Source organism: Stratiformator vulcanicus (assembly GCF_007744515.1).
GTDB lineage: Bacteria > Planctomycetota > Planctomycetia > Planctomycetales > Planctomycetaceae > Stratiformator > Stratiformator vulcanicus.
In genome coordinates this window covers 1,558,097-1,571,309 of record NZ_CP036268.1, presented here as the reverse complement: position 1 = coordinate 1,571,309, position 13,213 = coordinate 1,558,097, and the positions used below count along the sequence as shown (strand labels likewise).

Sequence of the window (13,213 nt, the reverse complement as noted above, 5' to 3'; positions counted from 1 at the left end):
GAATGTGACGTTCCGAGATGAATTGCATGCAATGCGGCCGAGTAAAAAATAAGGCGATACTTCATCACCCCTGCAGCTAAAACTGCCCAACTGGTTTTCTATCCCGAATGTGGATCAGTCGCTCCCAGACGCCATTCGATCTCTTTACGTGATCGAACGAAAGCTCCTGCTTATTAAATTGCCCGGCTGGAGAACTGCCTTTTCCGTTGCCAATTAATTGCTCATATCCGTGATCGATATTCTCACTTAGGAAATGCACCGATCCGTCGGCAAACACGAAGTGAGCCCCCCCAGCGTGCCGGCTTGAAAACGACTGCTGCACTTCGTCGGTGTCGGTTGCGTTTTGGCGTGTCGCGTTAATGCCCCAACGCCCGATAGCCAGAGCGAGGCCGTTGCCGGCCCAGTCGTCAATGTTTCCGTCACCGTCCCTGACCGCGACGGTAGCACCACCCCCGGTCACGTCGTCGCCGATCTGCCACGCCTTCTCGCCGATCGTGATCGTGTTACTCGTGCCATCAAGAATTTCTTCAAATGTGAAGCCTTCGTGCCCGCCTCTCGCGACCCCGAAGGCACCCACAGACCCCGCCGGTCGGCCACCGCCGCCTGATTCCTTATTGAAGTAAACGTCGCGACTGTAGAAGTGGGTATCGTGACTGCCGAGATAATTTGATGTTGCGACATTATAGTTGTTGCCGCCGACAGTTTGCTGGTCGTTAATATTCGGACCGATGTCAGACGGGCACCTGAAGACCGGCAATTTCGTTCGAGCATTGTCGAGATTCGTTGAGTTCCCCAAGGCCGCCGCGACCGTATTGCTGTGCGGATCAAGATTGTCGTACAGTTGCGCCTGATCCAAATATGGAAGCAGAAAAACGCCCCACGACCAGTTATCCCCGTTTGCCCCAGCCGGCATACGGCCAAAAGCGTCATGGTGGTTATGCAGTGCGAGTCCGAACTGCTTGAGATTATTCTGGCACTGGCTCCGCCGGGCGCTCTCCCGGGCTTGCTGCACCGCCGGCAGGAGCAGGGCAATCAAAATCGCGATGATCGCGATCACTACGAGTAACTCGATCAGTGTGAAGCCGCGGGAATTACGGGGCATGACTACCTCTCGGTCAAGAAATGAAGCCTTGATCAACAACAGAATCCGACATCGCCCACGTACTGAACGGCCTGATTGAAAGGGGGCGGAACGATTTACATATCTAGATTCTCGAATTGTACACAATACTGACGCTAACGACTTCGGACGCAAGTGTCCATGGAATTCGGGGCAGAATCACGAATTCTGATTAAAATTGTGCGCTCGCAAATCGAATCAAGCACTGGCTTTGGTCGTATCCATGCAGAGTGGCAATTTCGACGTGCCGGCCACCACGCTCGATTGCTGCATCAAGGGTTCGCCATTTCAATCTGTGTGCCATTTGCGGAAGCAATACACTTCGATCGACTGAATTTTCTTACGTCGTGCACCGCCGAATCGGGCCGAGTCGGGTTTTCGGGTTCGTGCAGCCCTTAAGCCGCATTGTTTCCAACGAATGAGGTCAGGCACGATGCTTCGACACGAATTGATCTGGGTGTGTCTGACTGAAATGGCCGAAGTGGTTGGCGAATTTCCTCCGCATTAGAACGACCACAGTAAAGGCCAGGATTGACTCGTCCCTCGAACCGACGCCGCTCGTTGCGTTCAAATCTTGGCGATTGGCGGCTAAGCACATCTCCGCGTATCCACACGAAGCGGAGGGGTTGGTTTCTTGGAGCGAGTTTGTCGGCTAGGCCCGCCGTCACACCGAAACCACCGCACGGGTGAGCACCATTGATGGGATCGGCGCTTCGTCCCGCTCGCGGATTGATTGCGAGACGGCGAAATCCGTTTCTGGAGAGTGAGAACGCCCGGTTGAAACGGTGGCATGCGGTGACTCACGTTTACGAGGTATTCGGAGAGAGACGGTCGACGAGTGCCGTGCCTGCCACGTTATCGGACCCCGGCGGTCAACGCAGCGGCGCTCGCCCAATTTATCGGACGACGAGTCTCGTTCGGTCCGGGACTTGGTGGAGATGGCGACCCAGTACGGCCGTTACGGCTATCGTCGGGTCACAGTGCTTTTAAGGCGTCGCGGATGGAATGTGAACCACAAGCGTATCGAACGGCTGTGGCGACGAGAAGGCCTGAAAGTGCCGCAGAAGCAGCCGAAACGCCGGCGACTGTGGCTGAACGACGGCTCGTGTATTCGATTAAGGCCGGAATTTAAAGATCATGTCTGGAGCTACGACTTGCGCTTTCCAATCACCTCATGCGGCGCAAGATCACTTTCGCCGATTTCTCGAACATCTTGATGCCAATCGCACAGTTCGTTGAGGTCGAGGATCGGCTTCTGCGGGCCGGAGTGAATCTTGGCAAAGCTGCCCTCGATCGAATACTCCCAAGGGGCGGCATCGTCTCCGGTGAAGGTGACATGTACGCCGAGCTTCCGATCGTCATCATGACCTGCCCCCCTCACCCGGCCGAGAATCGGCCGGGCCACCCGCGGGGCATGCTCACGCAACGCCTCCGATACTTCCAGAAACTGAATCACTCCCCGGCAAGTCGTCTTCAGATAAGTCCGCAACACTTGACAGGTATGCAGCTGAGCCTGCGTGAGAGCAAAACCGCTTCTAGAGCGGTTCCGCTCTTACCGTTGCGGCTATCGAACGCATAATGCCTGCAAACTTCTCAGAAACGCCGCCGTGAGACGCTACATGTACTGCGGAACGACACTAATCAACAATTCCTATTCCTAGTCAGTTGTCCTTAGCGTCAGCCAGTTTCAGGAATCTTCGAGCCCGATCGTCGATTCAAGGAAGACTTCTTCAATCTTAAGTTCGCGTTCCGCAAGGCCCTGTTTATGCAGGTAGCGGAACACTGTTTCGAGGGCCTTCCGGTTCTTAGGTATTCCGTACGAGTAGAAGTTGGGGCCCATGAACTCGACTGTCTCGTTGAACTCTTGCCCGTACCACGGGAGAGAGCTGTAGGCCCAGCGAATTCTCCTTGATTCCTCATAGTCGAGTTGTTTCGACTTACAGTAGGCATTGAATATAGCTTTCGGCAACCAAGGCTGCTGCTCTGCCAATTCACGTCGAATAGCGACCAGGTGCATGATGGGATAAATCCCGGTCTTCTTGAAGTAACGCTGCTCAACTGCACGACAGTCTCCGAAGAGTCTCCTGACTTTCGGGTGACGCTTAACGTAGGCCCTTGGCTCTGCCGGATGGAAGATGGCGTCAACGGCCCCTTCTAATAGCAGGTCGGACTCATCCTTTCCGGCGGGAGCCTTTTCGACTGCAAGGCTTGCAGGCAACAATTTTTCCCACTTGGAAGCGCCTCCAGTCTGCCCTGCAGCGGAGTCTTTTTCCGTCAAGACCCACTTGATGTCCTCAGGTGAAACTCCGTACTCATCTTGCAGGATGCCTCGTACCCAAGTCAGGCCAGAGGACGAATAGCCAACCGTGGCGACCTTCCGGCCGCGCAAATCTTCAGGCTTGTTGATTCCTCGATCGGCATGCACAAAGATGCTTTTGTGCCGGAACACCTTCAGCACGAAGATCGGCAGCGGCAAATAGTCGCGAAACCCGTCATTGCAGAACGCTAGCAAATAGGGGATGAGGCCAACCTCGGTCACGTCACGTGTTTGAGGCCCCGAAAAAACGTGCTGATTCATTTCCCCAATTTTCGCCGTCTCGAACTCTACCTGACGATTGTCGATTTCTACGCGACCGTCTTGAATCGCTGTGACCCGTTCGTAAGGGTACCCCGCTACTGTTAGAGGCAACTTTTCAGACTTCGAGTTGGCTTCTTGGGCATTTGCGGCTCCATGAAGCATGGCCAAGCCGAGGGTCGAAGCCGCTGAAGATTTCAGGAAACTTCGTCGGGGAAAAGCGTCACTCGTGGACAAATCGATGCGTTGAAAATTTAGCATTCTCATTGGAGCAGACCCTCACGGAGTTTGTGATTTCGTCGGCGTACAGTCTAAGCCGCTGCGTCAGATAGCCTTCAGTGGAGCCGTATTGCTTGAGTATTTCATAGCGAGTGTCCTCGGCGTTGGACACACCAAAAAATGCCAATGTAAAGCAAGCTGATTAAGGTATGAGAGAAAGCGTCACAATTAATTACCAGGGCATGATGTAATTCATCCACGTCTCCATTCGCAACATCACCCGCCGAATAATGTGCGTCGCCCGAGCGTTCTCGGTGTATACAGAAGCTGTTCCAACAGCTCCTCCCGGGAGTGTCGTAACATCGATATCATCGTTCTCATCGAGGCTCAATCGCACTCCGAATGGAACAGTCGACTGATCAACTCCAGGAGTCGCGGGTGGCCCGGCCGAGAAAGCGGCCGGGCGCGAAGCGCCAGGATGTTGTTCGAAACCGTTCCGCTGACTGATCCGTCTAGAATACACCGGGAGGATCTCGAACGACAGCTCGTGCCTTTCGGCACCCGCGAAGTCCGTTTAGGACGAAAATGGGCGTGGCAGGGAGCCACGAAACCCATCGTTGTAATAGGCCAAGACATAGACGAATAATTAATCTCTGTCACGTCGCGAGTCTGAGGGCCGGGAAGCGCATCTTGACATATTTCATCAAGCTTTGACGTCATGAATTCTGAATGACATGCATCAATTCTGACGCGGCCGTCTTGAGTCGCTGTCACAAGTTTTTACGGGCATCCGGCGACGGTTGTAGGCAACACGTCAGGCTGCGAGTTGTCTTCCTCGGCAAGTGCTCCGGTAGGGAGTATGGAGATGCCGAATGACAAGGCTGCTGCGGCCTTCCAGAAACATCGCCGGCAAAAAACTGCGGCCGGATGACACACTTACATTTTGTTCTTGAAATTCTTCACTGGAGCATTTTCTCACGCAGCAAGTTGATTTCGGTGGCCGTCAGACCAAGCCCCCGTGACAGGTAGCCTTCGATGGAACCAAAGTGCTTGAGTATCTCGTCGCGACTAGCATCGATGTATACGCCCTTGAGGATGTAGAAGGCCTCGATGTTTGTCATGTCCACGTTGTCTGGTGATATGTCCTGGTTCTCGGCCGCCAACTTCCTAAGTTGTGACAAGCGTTTCTTGACCTCGGCTTCGCGGAATTTGTTCGACAGTAGATAGTCTTCCCGCACCGTGTCCCAGGGTACCCCCAATCCCCACAAGAGAACTGCGGTCGCCGTGCCCGTGCGGTGGACGCCATGAGAACAGTGAAACACGAGTGGCTCTCGCGACTGAGCGATTTCCCTGAACAATGACGCGTACTGTTCTCGGGCTTCGCTGATCAATTCGCGGTGGATTTTCGGATTAATACTGGGCGGCATTACGGAGAAATCTGCTGTTCTACGGGCCTCTACGACGGCTGCCACAAGGCCCTCGTCCGATTCGATCGGAAAGGAGACTTCACGAGCACCTTGCGGGAGCCGGTCCTTGCCACGGGATCTGGTCTCAACGTCTGTCAAGAAGTTCACGACAGTCTTGATGCGGAGCCGCTTTAGAACGGCTAAGTCTTCGTCGGTCAGTCGTGGCAACTCTCCACTGCGAAAGACGAAACCTTCTCTGACCTGTCGGCCGTCGTCTGTCTCGTAGCCACCGATATCTCGGAAGTTGCATTGGCCCGTAAGCGGCACCTGCCGAGTACTTTCGGCGTAGCACATGCTGAGCGACGCGGCTACAAGGCAAGCTGTGATAAGGATGCGATAGGCGGTCATAGCAATTACCAGGGAATGATGTAGTTCATCCATGTTTCCATCCGGAGCATTACCCTCCGAATGATGTGAGTTGCACGAGCCTGGTCGGTGTAAATTGAAGCTGTCCCGACAGCTCCTCCTGGAAGCGACGCAACGTCAATGTCATCGTTCTCGTCGAGACGCAATCGTACTCCAAATGGGACAGTGGATTGGTCGACTCCCGGGGTCGTCGCGACGTTTCCACTGGGTTGAAGCTGGCCTTGTTCGTTGATGCGCATGAGTTTTTCGACCGTTGCAGAGAAGACCCTTCCTGGATAGAGCTTGAATACGACTTCTACCTTCTGACCAGGCTTCACGTTTCGGACGGTGTATTGTGGAATCCCAACGGCAACCGTCACGTCGTCCACTGGCACGAAACTCATCCATGTTCGCACAGGAAACGCAGCGACCCGCTGCCCTGGTCTCAGGCTCATCCCGACAACGTAACCGTCGCTAGGAGCCCGTACGGTTGTTTGCTCAAGGTCAAATTGGGCCTTTGCAAGTTGCGACCGGACCCTGACCACGCTGGTGTGTTCATCGCCAATCATTGAGTTTGCCAACAAGTCGGCTTCACGAGCTTCTGCCCTTACGCGAACAAGGTCTGCTTCGAACAATTGTTTGACACGCAACCCGGAGGAAGCAGCTACGGCGTTTGCAGCGGTCACGTCAGCACCGGCTCGTGCGATGACATCGTCCGCGACTCGCACGTCGACCCTCGCCGTGTTCAGCTGACTCTTCAGAGAGGTTATCTGAATCTCGGTACGGTCACGCTCGGACTCGGTGATCGCACCAGAGGGCACGAGGGAGAGGACGCGGTCGTACTCCCTTTGGGCGGCCGCAACTTGAACGCCGAGGTCAGAGACTACCGCTTCTGCTTTCTGCTTGTTCCCTTTCGCTTCTTCGAGAGCTGCTTTTGCCGCTTCGACCGCAGCTATTGACGCTGCCTCATCCGCCTTAGCAACCTCGATTTCCGCCAGCGTATTCTTCACAGTCGCGGCGGCCGCGTCAGAGCTGGCCCTTAATCGGTCAACATTCTGCTTTGTCTCGGCAAGTTGTGCCTGCAATTCATCGGCCCTGGCCTGATAAGGCTCGGGGTCAATTCGGAACAGGACGGCACCCTGCTCAAGGGATTCCAGGCCACGTGCTGGGACCTCGATGACCTCTCCCGATACGTTCGGAACGACCTCAACAACGGTCTTGTAGACATTGACCGGGCCTGACGGGGCTCCCCACTGCATTGGCAGAAAGAGCACGATTAGCATCACAAACATCCATACAGCTGGTGATAGCTTCCACCACAGATTGAGGGGGATGACGCGTATTCGGACGAGCAACGCAAGTACAGCGATGTAACACAATGTGAGGAAGACAATCATTGGTCGTCGACCCCATTCCCATTACCTTGAGGTACGCCCCTTTCGCTATCCCGCCAGTCGGAGTTGGTATAAGCCCAGACGTAGGCAAGCGGTGATAGCACGCCGAGGGTGGCTGCTCCCCACCATCCGCAAACGGAAATTGCATCGGCCTGCGGGTGCCTACGCTTCCTGGCAATCATTCCAGGCAAGATTCCCAGCAAGGCCCACAGTCCAACCAGGGAAGCCCCTAGAACGGCGAGAATTAGCAAAGCGAAGAGGTCCAGCAAGCCCATTGGAGAGGTCCTCCTATTACTCACCGAAATCCGGGTCCGCTTGCGGGTCAAAAGGCAGTTCGTCGAGGTGTTCGACATACTCGAGCGGATCGAACGGGAGTGCCTTCAGGACGGCGGGAGGACTCGCCAGTGCCTTCACCTCGGGAGTTGCGTTGGCGATACCGGTCCACGGAATGCCGTGCTTTTCCGGGGAATCCGGGTACTTCTTCTTCCAGAGTTCGTGGCGAATCCGCATCCGATTGAACGGAGTCTTGAGGTGAATCAAGTTGACCAACATCGGACTCTTTTCGCGCGTGTCTGACGGCAGGAAGAAGAAGCCGGCCGCAATCCCGCTCCCTTCGCCGATCGGGTCGGAGGTGATCCAGTGCCGCTTGTACGGTCCCTTCACTGTGGCCCCGAGATTCGGCCCCGCATAAATGAAGACGTAGTCGCGCCGGCTGTGGGTGTCACCGTTCAGTAGCAGTGCCGTCTGGTCAATTCCATCGATGACTCGGTCGGCCGGGATCGCATCAGTCGCCCCGGCCAGTGATGCGAAGGTCGTGAACAGATCGACTTCGTGGATGATGTCCCCCACGAGTTGACCCGGTTCGATCGTGCCCGGCCACCATGCCTGCGCCGGGACTCGGACGCCGCCTTCAAGGAAGTCCCCCTTGCCGCCGCGGAAGATTGTCTCGGCAAAACCGCAGCCGGGCGGGGGGTTGTGGGCCATCGGGCCGTTATCGGCCATGCAGACGAGGAGTGTGTTCTCGGCAATCCCGAGGTCGTTTAGCACTTCCATGACCCGACCGACGAACGGATCGACGTTGCCCTGGAGCCCGTCCTGCAACAGGCTTCGACCCTGCGACACCTTCTTTGCGGTCGGCATGAACGAGGCCATCATCGGCCAGTTGGCCACATAGAACGGCTGCTTGGCCTTTGCTTTCTTCTCGATGAACGCGATCGTGCGGTCTTGAGCCTCCGCATCGATCTTCTCGTACGTCGCGTAGCTGTTGTCGAGCCATTGCCGCGCCGCTCCGCCCTTCGTGCCCTCCAGTACCGTCACCCAGCCTTTGGTGATGAAAGTGTCATCCAGCTTGTAGGGATCGGACGGCAGCAGGTCTTCGAACAGGCCCATCGTGGCATTCGCCTGTTCGGCCTGACGCGTCCACAGTGAGAGGATCTGGTTGTAACCCGTGAAGAACGCTTCGTCGAAGCCCTGCAGGTGGGCGTAGCTTTCTTCGATGTCGCCGAGGTGCCACTTCCCGTGAAAAGCCGTGGCGTAACCCGCCCCTGAAAGGACTTCGGCCAAAGTGACCTCTTCGGCCCGCAGTCCGTGGCTCTCGCGAAGCATGCCGATGTTGTACATCCCGTTGCGGATCGGATGCCGGCCGGTCATGCAGGCAGCACGGCTCGGCGTGCAGCCGACCTCGGTGTACATTCTTGTGAAGAGGATGCCTTCGCGGGCCATCCGATTGAGATGCGGCGTGTCGAGCCCGCGGACCTTCTGGATCGCGGGGATGCCGACGTCACCGTAAGCGGTATCGTCCCACATGATGTGCACGATGTTCGGTGGCGTGCCGAACTTCTCGCGCAGGGCGGAGAGCCGGGCCCGCAGTCCGTCGTCCTCGGCTGCCCAGCGTTTTCCGTTCTGCGCTTCGAGCACGTAGTACTCGGCGTCGTGGACGATCGGCCCGGCCAAGGCTGAGGTCGCGAATACGAATGCGAGCAGTCCCGAAAGAGGCTTTGTCATGGTCAGTTCCGAAATGCGAGCGGAGCGGGTCGGAGAAGAGACATTAGCGGTTCAACTCACTAATGTAGCGGGGTTGTCACTTCCTTCGACATCAAAAAACGGCACGCCGCGGCCAACATATGCACTCGCCGTTCTTCTTTCAGAAGTCGTTCCGCGACTTCGATGAACTCGCCATCGAATCGCAGGCTTGGAATCTCGACCTCCGGCAATTCGACCGTGGCTCGTTTCGCGGGGAGATCTTCCAAGTCGGGACGACGCGATCGCTGTTAAGCCGAGCACGGTTCGGTCGACAACTCGTGCAGGCCGGGTCGGCCCCGTACGGTATGCGAACGTTCGCATTTCCCTCCGCAAACACACGCGACTTCGAATGGCGCGGACGGACAGTGACCAATTCCGACCTGCTGGTCTTCCCCGTCAACGGCGAGTTGCAGGCCGTCTCGGATGCGACGTTCGAAGTCGACACCCTTTCGGTCTCCGACGAAATCCTCGATTCGGTCGAAATGCCCGAGTTCGGACGATCCGGCGAATCAGCGGTGTTGAGGTGTGATCGCACGCGGCTCAACGCGTTTCGTCAGCGGCTGAAGGAGATTCAGCGCGACATCGAGACTCAGTCGGATGTCGTGCTCTTGCCCAGTTTTCAGGCCGAGTTCGATGTGATGCTGGCTCAGGGAATCGCATCAATCGCTTCGGTCGGGCGTGTTCAGCTCAGGGGCGAGCGCTCTGCGGGCCACAGGGCCGTTGGCCGTGCGGTCGAATTCATGGCCGAACATGCCCACCTTGCCGTTACGATCCCGGAGGTCGCGACTGCGGCGGGAGTGAGTGAACGGGCACTGCGCTACGGCTTCCAAGAACGTTTCGGTCTCTCGCCTAAACAGTATCTGCAAGCCTGCCGTCTCAACGGTGTTCGCAAGGCGCTGGTCGCGGGCGACTCGAGGGTGTCGATCCAGGACGTCGCGATCCGCTGGGGGTTCTGGCACATGGGCCAATTCGCCGCCGACTACCGTCGCCACTTCGGCGAACTGCCATCCGACACGCAGGCTCGATTTGCCGCCTGAAGCACCGTGTGTACGGGGCGATGCAGTGGAATCCCTCGCAAGCAGAGGATTGCTTCCAGCCAAGCCGCCTTCTCTATCAAGAAACGGCAATAAGGAGCCGGATTCTCACCGTTCTTCCCGCCACAGCGCATTCTCTGCTCAATCATCACAATCGGCAAAGTCGATACACCGACTAACCGATGTGTACTTGCGCGACAATCCTGCTCGGCGAAGGCGTAAAGATGCGAAGAGTTTCAGTGCTGGCCCTGCTCCTTATTGCGATGCTCCCTGCAACGGTTCGCGCGCAAGGTTTGGTCTTCCCCGCCGCTGGGCCGATCGGCCGATCGTTCGGTGGTGCGAATACGGCGGTACCACTCGATGCCACGTCGGCGCTCACATGGAATCCGGCGACGCTCTCGGCGCTACCCGGAAACGAGATCGCCTTCGGAAGCGAACTCCTGCTTGCCAATACTCGTCTCGATTCGACGATCCCGGCCAGGGCGCTCGGTCCCGGCGCACCGCCGACGACACGGACCGGCGTCGCGCGGAGCGACAGCGGCCTAGCCGCGATTCCGTCGATCGCGATGGTCTTCCGGCCACTCGGCCCCGATTCGCCGCTCACGACGGGGATCGGGTTGCTCGCCACAGTGGGGGGCTCGGTCAACTTTCCGGGCAGCGGCAGTCCGGTGCTCAACCCGACCAATCCTCCCGGTGGCGGCCGAACGCCGCCCTTTACTTTCGGCTTCGGCCCTCAGGCCGCAAGTGCGGCGCTGTTCGAGATCGTGCCTACCGCCTCCTACAAGATTAATGACTGGCTGTCGGTCGGCGGCGGCCCGGTCATCGCCTCGATGACGATGTCACTAGATCCGGCGTTCTTTGCCAGGCCGAATGATGCGAACGGAGATGGTGTTTCAACCTTTCCGGCCGCGACCCACGGGCGACCCTATTGGGGCGGCGGGTTTCGGCTCGGCGCACTCGTTGCCCTGACCGACGACCTCAATGTCGGATTCGCCTACAAGAGCCCGATCTGGATGGAGACGTTCGTCTTCAATTCGTACGACGAGCTGAGATCCCCTCTCCGACTCCGGCTTCCGTTTACGATCCCGCAGATCTTCAGTGCGGGTGTCGCCTACAAGGGTCTGCCCGGCACGATCGTCGCCGCCGATCTCCGTTGGCTCGATTACGCCACGACCAAGACGCTGGGTGAATCACCGGCCGACGGCGGTACCGGCTGGGACAGCATTTGGGCCTTCTCGCTGGGAGCACAGCACGAACTCAATCAGATGGTCACGGTCCGGATCGGCTACACGGTCAACGAGAACCCCGTCCCGGCCGCGGGGACGCTGTTCAACACGCAGTTGCCGGGCATGATTCAGCACACCTTCAGCACCGGGGCGACGGTCAAGCTCAACGAATCGGTCTCTATGTCGCTCGCCTATGTGCACGGGTTCGAAGGCAGCAGTCAGGGGCCGATTCTTCAGATCCCGGGAGCGACGGTGGCGATCGATACTGAGTACGACTCGCTCGTCGCGGGTGTCAATGTCGCGTTCTGAGCGATCACCTCACGCCGACCCGGAAGTGATCTCGAAGGCCAGTCTCTTGCTGCGGATTCCGTGTCCTATCCCGGTTTGATCTTGATTGCTGTGTCGACCGTCGGCGTGACCGCCGCAGCGGAGATACCCAGCGATCCGCTCGACGAGTTTCTCCGCGACATCGATTCACGCGTGGAGCGACTCGAAGCCGAGAATCGATCGCTCCGGTCGCAGCTATACGGCCTCACTTCGGCTCCCGGGCGGGTGCGACTTCCGAATTGGGACGAGCACCCGATCGAGTTTGCGGGTCGGATTCATATCGACTGGTGGACGTTTCCCGGCGATTCGCCCGGTGTGAACGCCTTCGAGACCGGAAGCACCGCGGACACACCGCAGGATCGCCTCGAACTTCGTCGCGCCCGGTTTGCCGCGTTCGGCGATCTTCCGGGGCAGATGGAGTACAAGCTCGACTTAGAGCTTTCCGAGGCGTCGAACCCCGAGTTCCGCGATCTCTATATCGGCTGGAAGGACATCCCTGCGATCGGGGGCGCGATCCGGTTCGGCAACCAAAAACGCCCCTACGGTCTCGACCATCTCAATAGCAGCAACTTCAACGTCTTCATGGAGCGGCCGCTGGTCGTTCAGGCCTTCAACCGCAACAACCGCCGGTTCGGGGCACAGTGGTACGGCGTGAGCGAAGACGAGGCCTGGAACTGGCGTTTGGGCGGTTTCAATCTTGACGAGATTCAGGACAACGGCGTCTACATCAGCGATCACTATCAGGGAGAGATTGCCGGACGACTCGCCCGAACAATCGGCGAGATCTCCGAGCCCTCCGAGTACCTGCATCTGGCGGTCTCATCCAGCTTCGCCATTCCCGACGGCACTGCAGCCCCGCCCCGTGCCATAAACCAAGCCCGATTCCGGACCGAACCCGAGGCCCGCTCGACCGTCCAGTGGCTCGACACGGGAATGATCGACGGCGCCAATCGCTTCGGCCTCGTCGGTCTCGAGTGTGTTGCCAATTACGGACCGTTCCAGTTTACCGGTGAGCACCTCAACCTCTGGCTGGGTCGTGAGAGCGGTTTCGGTCCGCCGGTCCATTTTCACGGCGGCTATGCGCAGGTCGCATGGTTTCTGACCGACCACTATCAGCCTTGGAACCGGAAGCTCGGTACGATCGGTCGCGTCCGCAAGATTGGCGACACTGAAGCCTGTCCCAAACCGTTCGGACATGCGTGGCAGGTCGCGGTTCGTTGGTCCTATGCGGACCTGAGCGACGACGACGTGCTTGGCGGTGTCGGCCAGAACGTCACCGCGGGGGTCAATTGGTACTGGACCAGACGGGCCCGGATGCAGTTCAACTGCATCCACGGCGACATCGGCAGCCACTTCCCGGTCGATGGTCAGACCGAAGGAACCTTCACGGCGCTCGGGACGCGTGTGCTGATCGATTTCTGACGTGAACTCGATAGCTCTCAAGCGGGGGGGCCGCGAGCCGCTCGACCGTGACAGTCATCCCCA

Annotated in this window: 10 protein-coding genes and 1 pseudogene; 4 read left to right on the top strand and 7 right to left on the bottom strand. The window is 57.9% G+C overall.

The window, feature by feature from the left end:
* Positions 1 to 76 precede the first annotated feature (76 nt).
* Entirely contained in the window at positions 77 to 1,102 is a 1,026-nt protein-coding gene (locus Pan189_RS05995) for a DUF1559 domain-containing protein (RefSeq protein ID WP_145366105.1), read from the bottom strand.
* A gap of 848 nt (positions 1,103 to 1,950) precedes the next feature.
* Between Pan189_RS05995 and Pan189_RS05990 the strand changes: the two are divergent.
* A pseudogene (locus Pan189_RS05990) lies at positions 1,951 to 2,274 on the top strand (IS3 family transposase); the annotation flags it as partial.
* On the opposite strand, the gene Pan189_RS05985 reads toward Pan189_RS05990, so the two are convergent.
* The 6 genes from Pan189_RS05985 to Pan189_RS05960 form a co-directional block, all read right to left on the bottom strand.
* Positions 2,268 to 2,576 carry a hypothetical protein gene (locus tag Pan189_RS05985; protein ID WP_145363043.1) on the bottom strand — a complete coding sequence of 103 codons (309 nt, stop codon included), beginning with the start codon at positions 2,574 to 2,576 and terminating at the stop codon, positions 2,268 to 2,270. The pseudogene Pan189_RS05990 and the gene Pan189_RS05985 sit on opposite strands and share 7 nt — an antisense overlap.
* A 231-nt stretch (positions 2,577 to 2,807) precedes the next feature.
* On the bottom strand, positions 2,808 to 3,860 hold the full coding sequence (locus Pan189_RS05980) for an ABC transporter substrate-binding protein (RefSeq protein WP_310821337.1): 1,053 nt from the start codon (positions 3,858 to 3,860) through the stop codon (positions 2,808 to 2,810).
* Between the two features lie 1,013 nt (positions 3,861 to 4,873).
* Complete coding sequence (locus Pan189_RS05975; protein WP_145363041.1) at positions 4,874 to 5,761, bottom strand: tyrosine-protein phosphatase; 888 nt, start codon at positions 5,759 to 5,761, stop codon at positions 4,874 to 4,876.
* On the bottom strand, positions 5,734 to 7,122 hold the full coding sequence (locus tag Pan189_RS05970) for an HlyD family secretion protein (protein WP_145363040.1): 1,389 nt from the start codon (positions 7,120 to 7,122) through the stop codon (positions 5,734 to 5,736). The genes Pan189_RS05975 and Pan189_RS05970 overlap by 28 nt, the downstream gene beginning before the upstream one ends.
* Positions 7,119 to 7,394 carry a DUF3302 domain-containing protein gene (locus Pan189_RS21645; RefSeq protein ID WP_145363039.1) on the bottom strand — a complete coding sequence of 92 codons (276 nt, stop codon included), beginning with the start codon at positions 7,392 to 7,394 and terminating at the stop codon, positions 7,119 to 7,121. Before Pan189_RS21645 ends, Pan189_RS05970 begins: the two co-directional genes overlap by 4 nt.
* A 16-nt stretch (positions 7,395 to 7,410) precedes the next feature.
* Positions 7,411 to 9,123: a sulfatase-like hydrolase/transferase gene (locus Pan189_RS05960; RefSeq protein WP_310821155.1), complete on the bottom strand. Its 1,713-nt coding sequence runs from the start codon at positions 9,121 to 9,123 to the stop codon at positions 7,411 to 7,413.
* 119 nt (positions 9,124 to 9,242) lie between these two features.
* Between Pan189_RS05960 and Pan189_RS05955 the strand changes: the two genes are divergently transcribed.
* The 3 genes from Pan189_RS05955 (at position 9,243) to Pan189_RS05945 (ending at position 13,150) form a co-directional block, all read left to right on the top strand.
* A complete protein-coding gene (locus Pan189_RS05955; RefSeq protein WP_145363037.1) occupies positions 9,243 to 10,178 on the top strand; it encodes a helix-turn-helix domain-containing protein in 936 nt (311 codons plus the stop codon).
* A 221-nt stretch (positions 10,179 to 10,399) separates the two neighbouring features.
* On the top strand, positions 10,400 to 11,710 hold the full coding sequence (locus Pan189_RS05950) for an OmpP1/FadL family transporter (RefSeq protein ID WP_310821154.1): 1,311 nt from the start codon (positions 10,400 to 10,402) through the stop codon (positions 11,708 to 11,710).
* 60 nt (positions 11,711 to 11,770) lie between these two features.
* Complete coding sequence (locus tag Pan189_RS05945; protein ID WP_310821153.1) at positions 11,771 to 13,150, top strand: OprO/OprP family phosphate-selective porin; 1,380 nt, start codon at positions 11,771 to 11,773, stop codon at positions 13,148 to 13,150.
* Positions 13,151 to 13,213: the final 63 nt, after the last annotated feature.

What these genes read in the sequence shown, in the direction of transcription:
- Pan189_RS05995 (WP_145366105.1), bottom strand. Translation starts at nt 1,102, where the DNA reads ATGCCCCGTAATTCCCGCGGCTTCACACTGATCGAGTTACTCGTAGTG.
- Pan189_RS05980 (WP_310821337.1), bottom strand. Translation starts at nt 3,860, where the DNA reads ATGCTTCATGGAGCCGCAAATGCCCAAGAAGCCAACTCGAAGTCTGAA.
- Pan189_RS05975 (WP_145363041.1), bottom strand. Translation starts at nt 5,761, where the DNA reads ATGGATGAACTACATCATTCCCTGGTAATTGCTATGACCGCCTATCGC.
- Pan189_RS05970 (WP_145363040.1), bottom strand. Translation starts at nt 7,122, where the DNA reads ATGATTGTCTTCCTCACATTGTGTTACATCGCTGTACTTGCGTTGCTC.
- Pan189_RS21645 (WP_145363039.1), bottom strand. Translation starts at nt 7,394, where the DNA reads ATGGGCTTGCTGGACCTCTTCGCTTTGCTAATTCTCGCCGTTCTAGGG.
- Pan189_RS05960 (WP_310821155.1), bottom strand. Translation starts at nt 9,123, where the DNA reads ATGACAAAGCCTCTTTCGGGACTGCTCGCATTCGTATTCGCGACCTCA.
- Pan189_RS05955 (WP_145363037.1), top strand. Translation starts at nt 9,243, where the DNA reads ATGCACTCGCCGTTCTTCTTTCAGAAGTCGTTCCGCGACTTCGATGAA.
- Pan189_RS05950 (WP_310821154.1), top strand. Translation starts at nt 10,400, where the DNA reads ATGCGAAGAGTTTCAGTGCTGGCCCTGCTCCTTATTGCGATGCTCCCT.